Annotated in this window: 6 protein-coding genes; all 6 read right to left on the bottom strand. The window is 58.1% G+C overall.

What is annotated here, in order from left to right:
* Positions 1–126: 126 nt before the first annotated feature.
* The 6 genes from MFP24_RS05400 to MFP24_RS05375 all read right to left on the bottom strand — a co-directional run bounded on the left by MFP24_RS05400 (position 127) and on the right by MFP24_RS05375 (position 20,496).
* Positions 127–750, bottom strand: coding sequence for a UbiA prenyltransferase family protein (locus MFP24_RS05400; protein ID WP_249229417.1), 624 nt, complete (start codon positions 748–750; stop codon positions 127–129).
* A 347-nt stretch (positions 751–1,097) separates the two neighbouring features.
* Positions 1,098–15,347 (bottom strand): hemagglutinin repeat-containing protein, encoded by a 14,250-nt coding sequence (locus MFP24_RS05395; RefSeq protein ID WP_249229418.1) that lies wholly within the window; start codon positions 15,345–15,347, stop codon positions 1,098–1,100.
* A gap of 22 nt (positions 15,348–15,369) precedes the next feature.
* Positions 15,370–17,034 carry a ShlB/FhaC/HecB family hemolysin secretion/activation protein gene (locus MFP24_RS05390; RefSeq protein WP_249229419.1) on the bottom strand — a complete coding sequence of 555 codons (1,665 nt, stop codon included), beginning with the start codon at positions 17,032–17,034 and terminating at the stop codon, positions 15,370–15,372.
* A 292-nt stretch (positions 17,035–17,326) separates the two neighbouring features.
* The gene (locus MFP24_RS05385; RefSeq protein ID WP_249229420.1) at positions 17,327–18,145 is read right to left on the bottom strand and encodes an ABC transporter permease; all 819 of its coding nucleotides are present in this window, start codon (positions 18,143–18,145) and stop codon (positions 17,327–17,329) included.
* Positions 18,146–18,163: 18 nt separating this feature from the next.
* Positions 18,164–19,435: an ABC transporter permease gene (locus MFP24_RS05380; protein WP_249229421.1), complete on the bottom strand. Its 1,272-nt coding sequence runs from the start codon at positions 19,433–19,435 to the stop codon at positions 18,164–18,166.
* A gap of 32 nt (positions 19,436–19,467) precedes the next feature.
* Positions 19,468–20,496: an ABC transporter substrate-binding protein gene (locus MFP24_RS05375; protein WP_249229423.1), complete on the bottom strand. Its 1,029-nt coding sequence runs from the start codon at positions 20,494–20,496 to the stop codon at positions 19,468–19,470.
* Positions 20,497–20,571 lie beyond the last annotated feature (75 nt).

Raw genomic sequence — 20,571 nt, 5'->3', positions numbered from 1 at the left:
AATGGACAATGCCGCTCCAGAACTGGAATTTGACTTTGTCGCAGTTAGCCATTTATTTTGAGGGACGGCTGAATAACGTGATTACGCTATAACGATTTTATCGTGACACGGAATTCTGAACGCTCTCTATTTGCCATTTTGATTATCCCTGATTGCCTTTATTTGGTTCCCGGCCTCAGATGTAGCGGCTTCAGAGCTAAAAGCACCGACTACTGTTCCTACAGACTCCGCAGCTCTATCCGAAACAATAGGATTTAACTTGTTACCGTAAGTGATTGCCTTACCACCACCGGCACCAACCGCCGTACCGACCCCCGCAGCTATAGAAGCCGTCAACGGATCTTTATTCTGCAATTTAGCGCCAGCATACGCACCGGCAACACTCGCCGCTTCCGTAAACCAGAAGCCGCGACCTTGCGTCATCGCCCCCAATCCTGTCGCTATCAGTGCATCCGTTGTACTAAATGGCCCGTCGCCCATTAATTGATTACTGACATTCGCCGCGCCGCTGATTGCACCGCCGCCAATAATCGTTCCTGCACTCAGCATACTGGGCAAAAATACCGGTGCGGCTACCACCGACATTCCCGCGCCCCACGCCGTTAGCAGCCCCCGTACCGGATCCTGCCCTTCCGGCATCGTTCCCGTCACCAGCTTATGCATCGCATACCGCCGTTCTTCTTCCGTTATAGGATTCAACACGTTGCCGTCTTCATCCGTCAGGTTGGTGTTGGTATACAACGATGTCATTGATAACCCTATCCTTCAACCCTTTTGGTATGTCATTCGGGCTGAAGAAGTTATTCTCCACGTAAAATCCCGCCAACAAGGACGAGATTTGTTAGCTAGTTATTCGGGGGCAGAAGGTGGCCTTTTTCGAGCTTTGTATTTATCTATCAGATTGAAAGCTATTGCCGCTAATGTAATAGCGCCCCCTGCAATCAGACTTTTAACCAAATTTCTCATAACTCCTTCATATGAAAGATAGAATTTGTTTAGATGGATAAAACCAAGAACGATTCGTACAAGTAACCCAAGTAAAAAAAAGGCTAATGAAAAATAAAAGAAAACGTATATGTACTTAAAAATATTTTTCATCATTTTTTGCTCTCTTTTATTTTAAGAGCATCTTTACTTACATCGCTCACTGTTTCTGAAACGAATGCCCCCCCAACATCATAGACAAATCCCGGTAAATCTTTGCCTGTTACCGAATTTATAATATCAGGTGCATATTGCCCAAATTTTGCACCAAACCAAGCACCAGTCGCAGCGCCACCCATTGCTCCAACATTCGGTCCATCCGTGAACACCGCTCCCCCCGCTGCGATCCCCACGTTCTGCCAGATATTACGCCCCGGAGCCAACCCGCCTGTAACTAATGCTGACGTGGAGCTCCAGTAATCATGGGTTTTGTTTTCATTACCCGGCTGGCTCAGGTCATACCATTGATATGCGGCATTCGCGCCGCCACCCACCGCAGAACCGACAGCCACTTTACCTATTGAGGCCGCCGGGCCAAGATACCATGCACCCGCGATCAGTACGCCATTCGTATACCCATCAACTATCGCTTTGGAGATATCTTGCCCTTCCGGCATCGTCCCCGTCACCAGCTTATGCATCGCATACTGCCGTTCTTCTTCCGTTATAGGATTCAACACGTTGCCGTCTTTATCCGTCAGGTTGGTGTTGGTATACAACGACATCACCGACTGACTATAATCCTGCAATCCTTTACCCAGGTTGAAGTAGTAGTTATTCTCAACCTCATTCTTCGCCGTATTCGCTCCGCTTCCGGCGCCTGTAAGATTACCACCGACAAGTCCGCCCGCGCCAGCGCCCGCTAGGGTGATCAGATTCGCTATCAGCTCTTTCTGCTCACCCGTCAGTTCTTCCGCTTTTACCCCCGGATAGAGGAGCGTTGTCAGCGCCTGCGCGCCGGCGGACGACACCAGCCCGCCCGCCGCGCCTCCCGCGGCGCTGCCGCCCTGCGCCTGGGCCAGAAATGCGCCCAGTACCGTATGCAACGCGATGCGGGCTGACTCATTGTCCTGCCCTACCTCCTTCACCAGCCCCGCCAGATACGGCGCCGCCGCTCCCGTCACCACGCCGGTTGCGTTGCCGCCAAGTCCTCCCGCCAGCACCGCCGTCAGGGCCGTTCCCGCCGTCCAGAATTCACTGCCTGCGCCATACTCACGCTCGACCGTCTGCACTTCTTCGCTGCTTTGTATCCGCGCCTCTATCTCGTCGGCGCTCACGCCTTCCTGCGTCAGGCGCGTCCTGGCCTGCTCCACGGCCTCGCTTTTCTTATACGTCTTGTAAGCGTCCAGCGCCTGTGCGCCCAGCGCCGTCGCTTCTTTCTGAATCGCCAGTTTGTCTTCAACCTTCTGCCGGTCAAAGCCGTCATTTACGCTGTCGTTCGCCCCGGCCGTATCGCGGCTAAGCTGCGCGATATCCTGCCGCTGTGCGCTGCCGTCGCGTATCTCAATCACCGCAGGCGCCACCGCCGATTGCGTGATGCCGCTCTGTCGGTCTTTATTCTGCGCCAGACTGCTGACCGGCATACTGTCGGTCGATACGCCGATACTGAAACCGCTACCCTGGTAGTCGGAGATATTGGCGATATCCCGCCAGCCCAGCGTTGCGGTGCTGAGGCGGTTTTTATCCGCGTCCGCCTCAGAGGCCAGTACCGCGCCGTCCAGCTGCGTATGGTTGCCGACCCGGATATCGAACCCGCCGTCGCCCGCCCGAATGCCGCTCTGTTCGCGCACCGACGCATAGTTATTATTCAGTATCTGCTGACTCAGATTGGCGTTCCCGGCCACCGTCTGACCGGCGCAAATCGGCGGCACGCAAATACTGACGTTCAGCCCCGCGCTGCTATTCTTGCTGTCGTAGGTCGCTTTATCCTGCGTGCTGCTGATAAGCAGATCCCCACCAACGTCCGCCGCTACGCGCTGACCGGAAACCACCGCGCCGTTAAGCAGCGTATCGGCGCCGCTGACCAGCTTCACCTGCTCCGTCGCATACACCTGGGTTAACTGATGCGTCAGATTATTACCGCTCTCTTTACCTTGTTGAGCGCTGGCGGATAATTCCACCGTAAAGCCGTTTTGTTGCCCCCCAAGGCCGAAACCGACCCCGACGCCCGCCCGGCTGCCGCCGCTGCTTCCCGTTATGGATTCTTCATTTTGCGCAGCAACCAGATTCAGACTGTCGCCGGCGTTCAATTCGATATTGCGGGCTCGAATATCCGCGCCGACGGCGGTGATATCCCGCTCCGCCGCCAGACGGATCTCTTCTCCGGCATACAGGGTGCTACCTTCCTGCGTCACCGCCTCTTTCCGCTGACTGCTGCGACTTGAGCCGCCGCCCACGCTCACGGTTACCTTGACGGCGGCGCTGTTCATATCGGTTACGGTGGTCTGCGTCGCCAGGGTGAGCGCCGACTGCGCGGCATAAATCGCGCTCAGCCGCGGATCGCGTTTATCTTCCACCGATTGCGATAACTTCTCCACCGCCTGTACGGCGCTTACCACGTAACCCGAAAGCGCGGTGGTAACGCCATACTGGCTGCTTTGCTGCTCGCGCAGGCGGAGTTCGGTATCCACCGCCGGATCCAGCGTGATATTGCGGCCGGTCAGAGATAGCGACCCACCGGCGCGCAGATCGGTTCCCGCTATGGTCACATCCTCTTTTGCGACCACGCTGACGTTGCCTTCATTGCTTTGTAGATGGCTGCGTACCGCACTTTGCTGATTCACTTCATCCAGCGCATGGTATTTGGTCGACTGCCAGCCCACCGTTCCGCTGTAGCCATCCCCGCCCAGGTCGCCAATGGTTTTGCTGCTGCCGGTGGTTTCGTTACGGGCGTTGTTTTGTCCGGCATTAACCACCACATTACCGTTGCCGGCCTGCAGCAGGACATCGTTGACGCCGTTTACGGCGCTCCCCGCCACAAGAATGTCCCCGTCCTGGCTGTTCAGCGTCACCGTCCGCCCGCTGACGGTGCTGACCGTCTGAGCCAGGGTGTCGGCCTGCTGCGTTTCCCGCGTTTGCTCGCTGGCAAGCGGGATCATCCCGGCACCGTGATTCGGCCCGCCGCCGATATGGCGGATAGACGTACCTATACCCGCAATGGCGTCGCTAAAGGACCAACCGCTGCTGGAGTTATGCTGAGTGGTATGCTCGGTGTTGCTGACGCTTTGCAGAGCGATGCCGCGCGTCGCATTGAGCAGAACGTCTTCACCGCCATCAACCGCGCTGCCGGCGACGAGAATGTCGCCGGAGCGGGCTTTCCCATGCTGATCGAGCTGACCGTCGCCGGTGGCCTGCAGCTGAATGTTTCCCGCCGCCGTCAAGGCGCTGCCGATTTGATAAACGCCCTGCGTGTGCTGCGAGCTTTTGCTGGACGAGCTGCCCACCGACACCGCAATTTGCGGCGCATCGAAGATCATCGCCGCCGTTTCGCCGATCAACAGTCGGACGCGCGACGTCGCCCCTTCCGTTTGGGCGATATCGCGCATATTCTGATAGCTGTCATACGGCGTGCCTTTCAGGGCGATACTGATACCGCTGCTTTTGCTTTCAAAACGGGTGGTGATATCGAGGGTATCCTGGCCTGAGGCAATAGCGATATTTTCGGCGAGAATAGCGATATTTCCGCGCTCGCTATCGTCGCTCTGGGTGGTGCGCGCGGCGATAACGTCGCTGCCGGTAACGGAGACGTTTTTCCCGGCCTGGATAACCACATTGCCATCCTCCGCGCCAATCAGGCTGCGGGCCTCGCTCTGGCGCGTTTCAACGCCGTTGTATTCCGCCGTGCTGGATTGCTTGCCGATAGTAAAACCCAGCCCGCCGCCGCTCATCAGGCCGGATTTTTTCCTGGTCTGTTTCTCATAGTCCCGCCGCTCTTCGATACTCGCCGTGGCGTCGATATCATTACCGGCCTTAAGCGCAACAAGTTCATTGCCGGCGATGGCGGAGCCTTTTACATTGATGTCATGATCGGCCTGCAACACCACGCTGCCGCCCAACAGCAGGCTGCCTTTTTCCTCGGTACTGAAATTATCCCGAATGGTATGCGTCACCGTTTTCGAAAAGGTTTTCTTCTTGATTTTGGTTTCTTCAAAGAAGGTGTGCTGCGTTTCCGCGGCGGACAGCAGATTGATATCGTTGCCCGCCTGCGCCGTCAGTGCGCCGTCGGCAATGCCCTGCGCCGCCTGCAGATTGATATCATTTCCGGCCTGCAGGGTCAGCCCCTCGCCGGCGGTGATTTCGCTGCTTTGCTGGGTGATGCTTTGCTGCCAGTCGGCATGACGCTTCCACCAGTTGCCGCTGTAGCTTTCCTCGGTCTCCGCCAACAGGTCGAGATCCCGGCCGGCGGTGAGCGCGGCATTACCTGTGGCGGTCAGGCTGGCGGCTTCGGAGAGGATATCCCGGCCGGCGCTCAGGCTGAGATCGCCGCCGCTGAGTAACTGAGTGGCGGCGATCTCCTGGGTACGGCGTTGGGCCGTGCCGCCGCCGTTGCTGCTCAGCGTCTCCTCAAGGGTTTGCTGTGCCGTCAGCTGAATATCATTACCCGCCGCCAGCGATAATCCCGTTTCCCCGCTGAGATCGCCGGCGTCAATGCGGATATCGTTGCCGGCGTTGGCCTGCAAGGCGCCACCCGCATTCACGCTGCCGCCCTGAACCGCCGTATTGAGCGACGACTGATTTATCCGGCCCTGATCCAGCCGGTTATTGGTTAACGTCAGCGCTTCAATAGCGATATTGTTGCCGGCATTCAGCGTCATATCCTGCCCGGCGCTCAGCGTGGCCGCCAGGTTGCGCACATTGTTGCCGGCGCTGATGGTCAGGCTATCGCCCGCGACGATCGCCGCCGTGACGCCCAGTTCGCTATAGGTAATGGATCCCGTACCGCCGTGGGACAAGCCATCCGAAGCGCTCTGCCACTGGCGCGATTCGGTTTTATTGATCACATCGCCGTTAATGCTGGCCAGCTGCAACGTGCCGCCTTCAATACGGCTGCCGCTGTTGGTGATATTGTTTAAGGCAATCAGATTCAGACTGCCGTCCGCCTTGAGCAGCCCTCCTTCCTGGTTATCGATGTTGTCGCCGCTGGCGATGGCCAGTAATTCCACCGCGTTAATCGTACCGCTATTGGTGACGCTGCCGCCCGCGCTCAACTGCACCTGATTGGCGACGATGGCGCTGCCCTGCAGGTTGTTCTGGTCGGCCTGCGCCAGATACAGCTTCGGCGCCAGCACGGTTTGCCCGTTAACCTCGATATTTTCCCACCAGACGATGCTCTGGCTGAGGTTGGCCACCTGATCCGCCGTCAGGCTGACGCCCAATTGCAGATCCAGCCCCTTTTGCGCCGCGGCGGCGTTATCCAGCAGCATCTGCATTTGCGACAAATCGGAGCCCGTGCCCTCAAGATAGCGCTTTCCACTCTGGCTCAATACCGCGTTGCTGATGTAGCGGGTATCGAATGCGGCGTCCCCCAGAAAACGATAATCGTGGTCGGCATCCAGATTCAGCTTGTCCAGCAGATAGGCGGAACCCAGCACCTGGTCCGCCTGCGTCCACTGGGCGCTGGTTTCAATCTGCGCCGCGGTGGACGGCCGTTGACCCAGCATGTTTTGCAGGTCGCTGAACAGCGCGTTATCCACCTGCCCCAGCTGTTCCAACTGCGGATTACTGTGAATCAGATAGCGGCTGTCGCTGGCCGGATCGACCACCAGCAGCCCGTTGTTGCCCGTAGGCAGCGGATAGTCCGCCAGCGGGTTGGAGCTTAACGCTTGCAGACCGTTACCGATCGAGCTTAACAGCTCCGCCGCCGAGAGCTGGCTAAACGGCGCCGACGACTCAACGCTGATGGGCGTCTCCGCGGCATCCGCGGCGAGCTGCGGTTTTTCCGGGGCTGCCACAGTACCGACGGCGGCATCCAGCGGATTTAACGCGACCGCCTGAGGCTGCTCGATATTTGTTGCCGGTCGATCAATCGACAGACCGGGCTGTTGCGGCGAAATCTGACCATTGTTGCTTAACGCGATTTCCGTGGCAGCGGGATTAGTCTGTCCCGGCTGTTGCAACACCAGGGCATCATTTTTGGTTAGCGCCTGCCGTTCGGCGTTTTCCAACGTTGTCGTTCCCGACGTCACCTGGCTTAAGGATACGTTTTTAGCCGTCTCGCCCACGGCGTTGTCCGCCGCCTCCAGGGCGTTACTTAGATCAACGAGCGACGCATCGTTACCCGCCAGCGCGGTTTGCTGCTGCAATGGCGATAGCGCCGATGTGGCAGCCAGTACCGGCGTTACCGTACCGGGAATAAACCCGCCGCTGCCCGGTTGCAGCGTGGTATTGCTGATATCTTCTTTAAAATCGGCAGTAATAGTGCCGCCCGCCTGAATCAGGGCGTTATAGCTTTCGCCGACGGTTTGTTCGTAGGTTGGGGTGCCTGATAGTTTATAAGTTAGATAGTTAATATTTTCATTCAAACGACTCGCTCTTTGGCTATCAGTAACATACTCATAGGTAAGATATTCATTTATTTTTCCCTCTTGATAGGTTTGATTCTTAAACCTATCACCGACTAATAAGATATTATCTTGCGCCAATACATTGGATGCATCGTTATTGAGTATTTGTGCCAATATTGCAATCGAACGCCCTGATATAATGCTTGCTGTATCACCTTGAGTTACGATCTTGATGTCTTTACTAGCGAGCATGACCTGATGCTCTTTCGGACCATAAACTTTGTAAGTCGTGTAACATGTTTCACCACGCCCATTCTCACCGCCGCCGCCACGGCATACAACATCGGAAATTACTCCATAACTACCTGTATCAAAATGATCAATCGGGATATTAGCCGTAGTCGCCCCAACCCAATCCGGCACAGACTCCGCCGCCAATGCCGTCTCCGTCACCACCAGCCCCTCACGCTGATTGGTCAGCGTTCCGGTAACAATATTAATATCCCCGGACTGCGTTTCGATGGTGCCGGAACTATTTAACACCGAGGCGCTGGCATTGCCCTGCGCGTCGCGCTGAATCCACAGGTTATTACCCGCCAGAATATTACCGAATATATTGCTTAGCGAATCAGAAAACAGCCGCATATTGCCGCCGGCATACAGCAGACTGGTATTATTCAATGCTGAACCCGCCTGCATCAATAAATCACCGGCGGCGCCAATCAACCCCTGATTATCAATATTTTTTTCACTTGCCAGGGATAAGTTGCCGACCGCCTGAATACTGCCCGCTTCCTGCTGAATAATATTTTTCGCGCTAATCGTGGAATCGCCGTCGCCGGCCAGAATAGCGCCCTGATTGGTCAGCGAACCGGTGCTGGTAAGCGCCACCGATTGCCCCTGAAGCGTACCGCGCTGATCGAGATCGCCGGCGACATTTAGCGTTAATTTTTTCCCGGCCGCCAATATCTGGGTAAACGCCAGCGGTCCGCTGATATCGGCGGTCAGATTGCCCAATGCCAGCAGTTGCCCGTCCTGTTGCAGTTCGGCGGTTTTAAGGCTTAAATCCTGCGCGCTGTAGATCTTGCCGCCAACCTGATTAATCAGCCGCTGGGTTTGCAGCGCTAGCTGGGTTAAACCGAGCAAGGTTCCCTGATTTTCCAGCACATCGGCGATAATTTCCGCCCGTTGCGCCTGAATCAGGCCGCGATTCACCCACTGCGGAATACGCAACGTCAGCTTATCCTGGGCAATCAGGCTGCCCTGCTGGCTGAACCGCTGCGCTTGCACGTCCAGATTCCGTCCCTGCAACCAGCCCGCATTATCCAGCGCGGCCGCTTGCAGCGTCGCCGTGCCGTCGGACAAAATCTGCCCGGCCTGTTGGTTGCTCAGTTGCCCGGCGCTCTCAAGCTTTAATGATGTCGATCCCTGCAGTACGCCGTTATTATTTAGTCCGTTAGCGCCGCGCAACGTCAGGTCGGCGGCATTGATGGCGCCCTGATTATCGATATCCTCCGCCTGAACGCTTAACGCGCCGCCGCTCAATAAACGGCCCGACGATAGGTTAAGCAGGGAATCGGTGAATTGCAGGTCAAGACCGCCGATACCGGTGACGGTTCCGCCGTTATCAAAGGCCGCGCCGCTTAAGACTGCCGTTCCCTGAGAGAAAATCTCGCCCTGATTTTCTACCCGTTCGGCGCTAAGCAGCAGATCGTCGGCCAGCAGCGCGCCGCCGTTGCTGAACCGGGCGCTGTTAATCACCGCGTCGCCATTGGTGAGTATTTCCCCGCCCTCCCGGTTGGTCAGCGTTTCCCGGCTGGTTATCTGCAGGTGATTCAACCCCACCAGCGTGCCGTGGTTAAGCAAGGCGTCGGCGGTCAACGCCAGCAGTTTTCCCTGCCAGAACCCCTGATTGCTGACGTTTGCCGCCTGGGCCAGCAATTCGCCGTTGGTCAGCAGTTGTCCATCGGCGCCGACGGTGAGATCCCCGCTTAGATCCAGCTCTAGGCTCTGTTCGCCGATAATCGTGCCCTGATTGTCCAACGACCCTGCGGTCAGTTGCAGGGCGCGGCTTTCCCAACGACCGGTGTTGGTCAACCGGTTGCCGCGCAGCGCCAACAGCCCCGTGGTATACAGCAGGCCGTCGCCCTGATATTCGCCGTTTAGCGACAGTCCGGCGCTGGCGATGATATTGCCGTTATTGGTGAGCAGAGCGGCAGCGGCATCGATGGTATCCGCCAGCCACACGCCAAGGTTCTCCACCCGCTCCGCCGTCAGGGTGCTGTCGCCCTGGCTTAGCCATTTCCCCTGATTGCGGGCGTTGCCGCTGATTGCCAGCGTCAGCGCATCCACGCCCAGCATTTTTCCCTGATTATCCAGCTCATCCGCCTGTATATGCAGCGTGCGGCCCTCCAGCGTGTCGCGCTGGTTAACTCGCCCGGCCGCGACGTTTAGCGTATTGTTGCCGCTAATCAAGCCGTTATTATCCAGATCGCCGCTAAACGAAAGCGATAAGCCGTTAACGCCGATGATTTGCCCGTCATTCGTCCCTTGCGCCGCTTCCGCCGTCAGAAGATTACTGTTCAACGACCCGATATTGTTCAGCGACTGCGCAAGATTCAGTTTCAGGCTGTCGATCCCGGTGATAGCGCCGCGGTTGACCAGATCGCGGGCGGCAATCGTCAACGACGCGCCATATAAGGCGCCCTGATTATCCAGACCGTCGTTGACGGCCAGCGTCAGCCCGTCGACGGCGTTTATCTCTCCTTTATTGCTTAATCGATTGGCGCTTACCTCCAGCAGCGTGCCGTTCAGCGCGCCCTGATTGCTTAACGAATTCTCAAGCGTGAATGTCAGTTTGTTGACTGCGGTAATCTCGCCGTCGTTGATGACATCCTTGGCGATAATGTCGGCAACAGTGCCGACGATGGTTCCCTGATTGGCGATGGTATCGCCGGCCAATGCCAACGCCCGGCTTTCCCAGTAACCGGCGTTACGCAGATAACCGCCGCGCAGCGTTAGCGCGCCGTCGGTATGCAACGACCCCTGGCCTTGATAGTCGCCGTATAGCGACAGGGATTGCGCCGCCAAAATATCGCCGTCGTTACGCGTTTCACCGCTGATCAGCACCGTCGCGCCATTGCCGGAAATGATGCCCTGATTGTCGATTTGCGAGGCGGAAAGCCGCGTGTCGCCGCCGGAAAGCAGCATGCCCTGATTCAGTAACCGCCCGCCATCGGCGGCATCCAGGGTCACCGTCAGCGCGTCCACGCCCAGCATCCTGCCTTGATTGTCCAGATTGGCCGCCCGCATAGTCAGGGTTCGGCCTTCCAGCGTCCCTCTTTGATCGATGTTTTTCGCCGTCAACTCCAGCGCCTGGCTGCCGCTAATCAGCCCGTCGTTGTGCAGATCGTTTTGTAACGCCAGCCGGAGGTCATTCACCCCTTGCATATTGCCCCGGTTGGTCAGATTGTCGGCCTCAACGGACAGCAATCGGCTGGCGATATCGCCCTGATTGACCAGATCCCCGGCAAGATTGACCGACAGCCCCTCAACGCCGGTCAGCGTGCCATCATTCGCAGCTTGAGCGGCGTTGATCGCCAGCAGATTGCCGTAGATATCACCGCCGTTCACCATCTTATTGGCGCTGACGTCGATGGTATTGCCGAGCAGCGTTCCCTGATTCTCCAGCGTCAGCCCCTGTAGCCGGAGGGTATCGCCTTGCCAATCCCCGCCGTTACGCAGGCTGTCGCCGCGCAGCGTTAGCGTGCCGTCGGTCTGTAATCGCCCCGCGCCCTGATAATTCCCGGCTACCGACAGCGAGTCCGCCGCCAGCAGATCGCCGTCATTACGAATATCCTCGCCCACCAGCAGCGTAGCGCCTCTGCCGGACAACACTCCCTGATTATTAATCTGGCGGGCGCTCAACTGGGTGTCGCCCGCGGAAATAATTGTGCCTTGGTTGGCGAAACCATCGGCCGCCAGCAGCAGACTCCCCGCCTGCCACTCTCCCTGATTAAGGGCATCCGCCGCCCGTAGCGTGGCGACGCCCTGCGTCAGCAATTTGCCGCTTTGCAGATTGCGCAGTGACCGGTTGGCCGTCAGCGTCAGCGCCGCAATACCGACAATTTGCCCGGCATTGCTGACCTCATCGGCGGTCAGGGCGATATTTCCGGCCTGCCACTGACCGTGGTTGTCGACGGTTTGCGCCGTTACCGTGCTGTCGCCCTGGCTTAGTAAGGCGCCGCTATTGTGCAGGGCGTCGCCGATCGCCAGCGTCAGGGCGTCCACGCCCAGCGTTTTGCCCTGATTGTCGAGCGTTTCGGCGTGCACATCCAGCCGTTGCCCTTCCAGAAGACCGTTCTGGCGGATGTTTTGCGCCGTCAGGTCCAACGCCTTGCCGCTTAGCGTACCGGCATTATCCAGATCGCCCCGCAGCCTCAGTTGCAGATCGCTGACGCCGAACAGCCCGCCCCGGTTGTTCACCCCGGCGGCGTCAATCCGCAGCCGATCGCTATGCAGATCCCCGCTGTTGTCCAGACTCTGCTCCAGCGCCAGCGTCAGACTATCCGCGCCGCTTATCTTGCCCGCGTTATTCAGGCTATCGACGGCAATGGTAATATTGTTACCCTGTAACGCTCCCTGATTGTCCATCTGACGCGCCGACAGCAGGCTATCGCCGCCCGAAATAAGCGCTCCGTCATTGCTCAGCCTCCCAGATCCATCGGCGCCATCAAGCGCCACCGTCAGCGCCTGAGCGCCCTGAATCCGGCCGCTATTGCTCAGATTTCCCGCCTCCAGCGTCAGGCTGGACGCCTGCCAGTCTCCCGCATTCACGGCATCCGCCGCGGTTAACGCCGCCACGCCCTGAGAAAGTAATTTACCGGACGGGTGATTAACCAGCGCGTCTTGTGCCGTCAGCGTTAGCGCCGCAATGCCGAGGATTTTACCGGCATTGGATACCCGGTCCGCATGCAGCGTTATCGTCTGCGCCTGCCACTCGCCCCGGTTATCAATCAGCCGCGCCGTGGACGTACTGTCGCCCTGACTAAGCAGTTCCCCCTGATTATGCAGCCTGTCGCCAATCGCCAATGTCAGCGCATCGACGCCCACTATCGTTCCCTGGTTATCCAGTTCGCCGGCGTCCACCCGCAATGAGCGTCCTTCCAGCGTGCCCTGCTGGTTTACCTCTCCCGCGCTGAGGGCCAACCGATCGGCGTACAGCGTTCCCTGATTGTTCAGGCGATCGGCAATCGTTAAATCGAGACGGTCGATGGCGCTGATCTGTCCGCTGTTGTTTACGCGATCGCTCTGCGCCCGTATGGTCAGCGCCCGCAGGCTGCCTGAGTTATCCATATCCGCGGATGTCAGCTGCAAGGCATCGCCGCTGAGCCACTCACCGCTATTGTTCAGGCTGCTATCCCCTTGCAACACGCTGGACCCGAGCGATTGCGCTCGGCCGCTATTGACGATGTTATTGGCGCGCAGCTCCAGCCGCTCGCCCTGCAATATCCCCTGATTGACCAGATCCTGGCCCGACAGCAGCCAGTTCCCTTGCGCCAGCAGGCTGCCGGTATTCTCCAGAGAGTATGCCGTCGCCTGCGCATCGCCGCTGATGCTGGTTTTGCCCTGGTTAAGCCAGCGCTGCGCATTGAGTAAAAACTGTTTCGCCTGCAGCTCGCCGTCCGTTTCCACATCGGCGGCGGTGAGCGTCAGCGCTTCCCCCGCCAGCAACTTGCCGTCCGCACGCTGTACCAGCCGTTGCCCGGCGTCTATGGTCAGCGAGTTATCGGCCTGAATTATCCCCGGGTTGTCGAGGGAAGCGCTTTGCAGCTGTAAATCCGGCGCGGTCAGCGTACCGCTATTGATGACGTCCGCGGCGCGGATATCCAGCGCCTTTCCGGCCAGCAGCATTCCGCTGTTATCAAGATGCGTATCCAGACTGGCGGCCAGCGTTCCTCCCGCGCTAAGCGTGCCGCCGTTAAGCGCGGCGCCGCCGTGCAGATCGATCCGCTGTCCGGCATTAATGGCGCCCTGGTTATCGATCGTCCCGCCGTACAGATCGATGCTCTGCTGCGCCGTGATAGTCCCCTGATTGGCGATATCGGCGCCGTGCAACGCCAGACTTTCCGCCTGCACGACGCCATGATTGCTCACGCCGTCGGCCAGCATAAACAGATGATTTTCGGTGAGGATTTTTCCCTGATTATTCAGCAAGGCTTGCAGTTCGAGACGCAACTCGCCGCGGGCGCTGAGCAACCCGGCGTTGTCAAGACGGTTCGCCTTGAGCGTCAGCTGCTGCGCCGCCGCCAGCGAACCGCCGTTAATAAGCTGGTCGCCGACAAATGACAGTCCCTGCAATGCGGCGATATCGCCCTGATTATCCAGCGAATCCAGCTTCAGATTCAGCGTCTTCCCGGCCAGGGTGCCACGCTGCACGATTTGCCCGCCCTCCAGCGTCAGGTCTTCTCCCGCGGTCAGATTGCCCTGCCAGTCGCCTTGCCCGGCGGCGCGGACCACGGCGCTATCTTTAGCCTGCAACCGGGCGCTGCCGGCGGCGGTCAGCGTTTGCGCCTCGAGCCGGATATGCCGCGCGTCCGCCGCGCCGGACAGCGCAATATCCTTGCCGTGCAGGGTTAATTCGTTATCGGCTTTGATGGCGCTTTGCTCATCCTGGCGTAATGCGTTGGCGGCCTTGACCGCCACCTTATCCGCGGCCAATTGGCTGTTATTTATCGTTACAATGTCACCTTTTAGCGACAGCTGGTAGCCGGAAGTCACCGCCCCTTGCGCATCGACGCCGGCGCTGATGCGCGAGCCGGTGGCGTTCAATTCGCCCTCGGCGGCCAGGGCGACGGATTGCCCCGCCCGTAACGCGGCGTCCGTTAGCTCAATCCCGCCGGTCGCGCCCAGCGCGATTTCACCGCCGGCCTGCTGCTTGCCCTGCAACGCCAGCGATTCCCCCTGGGCGCGGATATCGCCCGCGGCGATCGCGTCGCCGACGCTCAGTTTGCCGTTCGCCGACAGGGTGATATCGCCGCTGCGGGCGCTCAGATTACCGACGTTGACGCCGACCCCTTTGTCGCTGGATACCAGCCTGATGCGGTTGCTGTACATGCCGCCCAGCGCCCCGGTATCCAGCGCCACCCTGGTTGCGCCGGCGGCGTCTTCTCTGGCGGTAACGCCGCCCTCCTCGCTGACGTTATTCGCCCCCAGCACAATGCGGGTATCGTTGGCGTTTAATCCGGCGTTTATCTGCGCCGTGCGGGAAATCAGGCTTAAATAGTCGCTCTGGCTGGCGTCCAGACCTTTGCCGCTCAGGGTGATATCGCCGCCTTTAACCTCAAGCGCCTGCAAACGGCCCTGGGCGTCAAATTGGGGCGTACCCGTGGTCAGCGTCACCTGCGGCGTGTTGATAAATCCGCAGCCGTCACAGGTGATGCCGTAAGGATTGGCCACCATCACGCTGGCCTGTTTTCCCCCGACCTCAAGGTAACCGGCGAGCGTGCTGCGATTGGGGGACACCACTTCATTGATGATGGCGTCCGCCGCTTTTCCCGTCAGATTGGGGTTATTCTGGATCAACCCGCCCAACTGGGTGGGATTAAGCTGGGCGGTGCCGTTGTTGAGGATCAGCCCCTGTTTGTCGACGTTGAAATCGTGATATTGGTTATGGGAGATCCCGGCGCCGTTCGGCGTGGCGATATTCACCACCGGCACGCCGTTCCCGGCGTTATCCAGCGCGGTATTGCTCGCGGCGACCTTGACGCCGGCCGCCATCGCCGGCAGTACGGGCTGAAAGGCAATCAGGTTAATCAACGTATAGGCCATTAACCGCTGCGTTGTTTTAATCGGTTTCATCCCTAACCTCCGCTTTCCACGCTTAAAAAGACAGGCCGATGCGGTAATAGACCGACAGCGCATCGGGTTTCAGCCAGCGCGGATAGTCCAGCGGCCGACCGACCGTTACCTGCTGCGACAGATGCCGGTTGGCAATCGCCGCCCCGACCGCCGCGCCCCACAGCGTGCCGACCGATTTCGAGTCATGCCGATGAGCCGATAAACGGCCGCCGTCCAACGCCGCGGTGAAAGTCACATCGCCCAGCACCGGGAGCCGCAGCGCCTGCCAGTTGACTTCGTTGCGCCAGTAACCGCCCCGGTTGCCGGAAATATATTGCTCTTTGAAACCGCGCACCGAGCTTTCCCCGCCCAGCGTCAGCTGCTCGCTGCCGTATAACGCCTGCGGCGAATATTGCCCGTACAGGCTGGTGAGGTAGCCGACGCCGGCGGCGAGCGGGTAGTAATAGCTCGCCGACAGCGTCAATTTGTTAAATTCGGCCCGCGGCGCGTCGGCGGATTTGCCGCTATCGCTTTCCGCGCCGAACCAGCGCGTGCCCCGGCTGTAGGCCGGGTTAAAGGTGGCCAGCCCGCCCCACAATTTCTGACTGTGGCTGATGCCGATAATGGCGCTGCTGAGTTTTCGGCTGCTGGATTGCAGCAACACGTCATTCAGGTAGTTATGGCCGATGCGATGGGTCATGCCCGCCGACAGGCTGGTTTTCATCTCGCCGTTGCGAAAGATCACCCGGGACAGGGACAGGCGATGCGTCTGGCTGTCGCCGGTTGAGCGCCAGAGGAAATCCCGGTTGAGGAAATCGTTGCGGTAATCGCTTCTGGCGTAGTCGTAACTGAGATTCCAGTAGCCGTAGGGCAACGACACGCCCGTTTGCAAATTTTCCGCATTGCGGCCGGAAGAGAATTTGCTGCTGCGCCCGCCGCTGATAAACCATTGATCGGCGATACCCAACGGATTGTCGGCCCACAGGCTGCCGTTTAGCTGCCGCTCTCCGGTGCTTTTCTGTCCGCTGTTGTCAAAACCGAGGCTGACGCTTAGCGGCAGCCGTTTTTGGCGCGTCAGGTTGACGATGGAATACCCCGGCCGGCTTCCCGGCAGAATTTCAATGCTCACCTGCTGGGTGGGCATGCGGTTGATCTGCTCCATGCCCTGCTCGATGTCCCGCAGATTGAGAATCTCCCCTTCAAGGCCGGGAAATACCTGGTTTAGCATGCGGGCGGATTGATTATTTATGCGGATATATTCCAGCCGCCCCTCCATGATATCGATCCGCAGCACGCCGTCTGATAAATCCTGCTCGCTGATAAAAGCCCGGCTGGTAATATATCCCCGCGCTATATACCAATTACTGACGTCGTGAATAAGTTCATTTATTTTATTAACATTAATACAACGATTAATATAATTTTCATTTAATATTTTTTTATCTTTAGCCTGCAGCAGAGAGGTATGCCGATATTGAATCTCATTGATGGGAAAGCAGTTTACGCTGCCGACATCATCATAAGACGTTTTGCGCGCCGGCGTTTGATTTAACTGCAATAATGATTCCCGCTGCTGTTTCGCCCGCTCAATCACTTCCGCCTGCCGTTGCTGTATTTCATTTCTGTCCGCCGGGTTAAGCGGGGCCGAAAATACGCCGCAAGAAAATAACAACGGCGATATAAACAGCAGTCTGGAAAAATTACGCATGGCGTTCATCCCTGAGGAACAATATATTTTCTCAGGCATAGTAGAGGCGTTACTTACCAAGCTCAATATTTTAAATAATATATGATTCCACAATTATCAATTTTATTTAATTCAATATAAAATAGCGTAATAAATAATAATTTCAGTCTAACTATTTATGGAAAGCACCGGCATTAAGGCGGTACGGGCCTTGCGTCAATGAGAAAAAAGCAAACTACCTTCCTGTTTTCCAGCAACAGTCCGGTAATTTGCTTTTCATTGTGTGAGGGGGGATAAGCGATGCGGCGCCGGGTTAATGCCCGGCCCGCAGGCGCTCCGAGCGGCGGCGTAAAATTTCCATCACAATCAGCAGGATCAGCGCGGTTCCCACCATCATGGACGCCGCGGCGGCGATGGTCGGATCGAGGTTTTCGCGGATGCCGGCAAACATCTGCAACGGCAGCGTCCGTTGGCGCGGGCTGGCGAGAAACAGCGTGACGATCACCTCGTCAAAGGAGGTGGCGAAAGCAAACAGCGCCCCGGAAAAAACGCCGGGCGCAATCAGCGGAAAGGTCACCTTGCGAAACACCAGCAGCGGCGGCGCCCCCAGGCTGGCGGCGGCCCGCGACAGATTCTGATCGTAATTCTTCAGCACCGCGGTGACGGTAATCACCACGAACGGCACCCCCAGCATGGCGTGCGCCAGCACCAACCCGAGGTAACTGTTGAGCAAAGAGAGCTTGGCGAAGAAGAAAAACATTCCGACGGCCACAATCACCACCGGCGCGATCATCGGCGAAATCAGCACCGCCATCACCAGCGATTTACCGCGAAACTCGCCGCGCACCAGCCCGACCGACGCCAGCACGCCCAGCACCGTCGCCAGCAGGGTGGCCAGCGGGGCTATCAGCAGGCTGTTGCCCAGCGCCCCCAGCCAGGCGTTGGAGTTGAAGAACTCATGATACCAGCGCAGCGAAAAGCCGCTCAGCGGATAGCTCAAAAAGGAGCCGGCGTTGAATGAAAGCGGCACGATCACCAGCACCGGCACGATCAGAAACAGCAGCATGGCCGCGCCGTAAAAATTAAACAGCATATTCCACAAGCGGATAGTTAATTCACCCTGTTGTCTCATCTTTGTTTCCCCCGGAGATTAATGCGCCGCGATTTCAGCGTTGGTTTTTGTCACGCGGATATAGACCACATACAGCAGCGTGACGATGACCAGCAGCTGCGTCCCTAATGCCGCCGCCATACCCCAGTTCATGGTGGTATTGGTGAAGAAGGCGACGAAGTAGCTCAGCATCTGGTCGCTTGGCCCGCCCAGCAGCGCCGGCGTAATGTAGTAGCCAATCGCCATCATAAAGACCAGCAGCGCCCCCGCGGTGACGCCGGCGTACGTCTGCGGCACATATACCCGCCAGAAGGCGATAAACGGATGCGCCCCCAGCGATATCGCCGCCCGCACGTAATTGGGCGAAATGCCTTTCATCACCGCGTACAGCGGCAGGATAAAAAACGGCAGCAGGATATGCGTCATGGAGATGTAAACCCCGATGCGGTTGAACACCAGCACCAAAGGCTGATCGATGATGCCGAAATTAATCAGCGTGCGGTTAATCAACCCGCCGGACTGCAACAGCACAATCCAGCTGGCGGTGCGCACGATCAGCGACGTCCAGAAAGGCAGCAGCACCAGGATCAGCAGCAGGTTGGCGCGGTTGGACGGCTGTTTCGCCAGCCAGTACGCCAGGGGATATCCCAGACCGACGCACAGCAGCGTCACCACCGCGGCCATCAGCAGCGTTCTGAGCAGCACGCCGACGTACAGCGCCTGATCGGCGGGCTGCGCGACGATTTCCTGCGTTTTGGTATCCACTTTGTGGTCGAAAACCGCCAGCAGGTAATAGCTGGTAAACGGCCGCGACGCGCGCTCCAGCGTCTGCCAGGTGGACACCTCGCCCCACAACGGCTGTTCTCCGATCAGCTGACCGCGGATATCGGCGCTGCCCTCGGCCGGCATTTTTCGCAGCGTGCGGGTAATCAGCGTGCGGTATTCCGCGCCTTCATATCCCAGCCGTTTGGTTATCGCCGCGAGCTTCCCGCCGCCGCGAGCGGCGCGCAGGTCGCTGACCACCGCCTGAAATACCGCCTCATCCGGCACCACGTCGCCGGACCATGACCGCATCGCGGCGATGGTGGCCGGCATATTTTCCCGCAGTTCCGGATTGGCGACGCTTTTACCCAGAATCGACGCGATGGGGAAGAGAAAACTCACCACGATAAACAGAAACAGCGGCGCAATCAGCAACAGGGAGCGCTTTTTATACACCGCCTGCGCCTGTCGCAGCTGTTGTTTCAGTTCGGCATGCCCTTCTTTCTCGCCGGATGCCGGCCCGCCGGCCGCCAATTCGCTCTGGGTCATAGGCTTTATCTCCATTTTATGACTATTTGTTGTTATTGCGCGGCCCATGAGTTAAAGCGCTGCTCCAGCTCTTCGCCGTGATCGATCCAGAATTCGGTATCAACCTGCAGCGACTGCGCCAGGTTTTTCGGGTCGGTGGGCAGATTGCTGGCAAGCTCAGGGGCGATCAGATCGGTGGCTTTGATATTGGTCGGGCCGTAGGGAATATTTTCAGCGAAGACTTTCTGGTTTTCCGGCTGGTTGGCAAAGGCGATAAACTCCTCGGCCAGCGCTTTGTTTTTAGTGCCTTTGACGATCGCCCAGCTATCCAGATCGTAAATGCTGTCGGCCCAGATAATGCGGAAGTCATGGCCCTCTTTTTGCGCCGAGGCGACCCGGCCGTTATAGGCGGAGCTCATCACCACGTCGCCGGAAACCAGCCATTGCAAAGGTTGCGCGCCGGATTCCCACCACTGGATATTGGATTTAAGCTGATCCAGCTTCTTGAAGGCGCGGTCTACGCCGGCCGGCGTCGCCAGCTCTTTATACAGATCTTCGCGTTTCACCCCATCCGCCAGCAGGGCGATTTCCAGCGTAAATTTGGCGCTTTTGCGCAGCGCGCGTTTCCCAGGGTAGTTTTTCACGTCCCAGAAATCCGCCCAGTTCTTTGGCGCCTGCTGCAGTTTTTGCGCGTTATAGGTCAGCACGGTCGACCACAGGAAAATCCCGGCGCCGCATTCAGATACCGAACCTTTGACGAACTGGGACTCATCCCCCAGCTTTTTCCAGTCCAGCGGTTCAAACAGCCCTTCGTTGCAGCCGCGCAGCAGTTCCGGCCCTTCCACTTCCACCACGTCCCAGCCAATCTGGCCGGTTTCCACCATGGCGCGGATGCGCGCCATTTCGCCGTTGTACTCGCCGGCCTGAACCGTACCTTTGCCCGCCGCGGCGAAGGGTTTGTAAAATGCTTTGTCCTGTGCGTCCTTATTGGTGCCGCCAAAGGAGATTACGGTGATGGATTCCGCCTGCGCCTGACAGGCCATTGCGACGAGAAACGCGGATACGGCAATTTTCTTCAACATAGCTTGGCTCCTGGAGTGTGTAGTCGTAGTCAACGTAAAAAAAACAGTCCGCATCAGGCAATGATGCATCATGTA

This window comes from Brenneria tiliae (assembly GCF_023347575.1).
Classification (GTDB): domain Bacteria; phylum Pseudomonadota; class Gammaproteobacteria; order Enterobacterales; family Enterobacteriaceae; genus Brenneria; species Brenneria corticis.
The sequence above is the reverse complement of the archived record's forward strand: the minus strand, read 5'-3'. Positions and strand labels throughout refer to the sequence as shown.

What these genes read in the sequence shown, in the direction of transcription:
- MFP24_RS05390 (WP_249229419.1), bottom strand. Translation starts at nt 17,034, where the DNA reads ATGCGTAATTTTTCCAGACTGCTGTTTATATCGCCGTTGTTATTTTCT.
- MFP24_RS05400 (WP_249229417.1), bottom strand. Translation starts at nt 750, where the DNA reads ATGACATCGTTGTATACCAACACCAACCTGACGGATGAAGACGGCAAC.
- MFP24_RS05375 (WP_249229423.1), bottom strand. Translation starts at nt 20,496, where the DNA reads ATGTTGAAGAAAATTGCCGTATCCGCGTTTCTCGTCGCAATGGCCTGT.
- MFP24_RS05385 (WP_249229420.1), bottom strand. Translation starts at nt 18,145, where the DNA reads ATGAGACAACAGGGTGAATTAACTATCCGCTTGTGGAATATGCTGTTT.
- MFP24_RS05395 (WP_249229418.1), bottom strand. Translation starts at nt 15,347, where the DNA reads ATGAAACCGATTAAAACAACGCAGCGGTTAATGGCCTATACGTTGATT.
- MFP24_RS05380 (WP_249229421.1), bottom strand. Translation starts at nt 19,435, where the DNA reads ATGACCCAGAGCGAATTGGCGGCCGGCGGGCCGGCATCCGGCGAGAAA.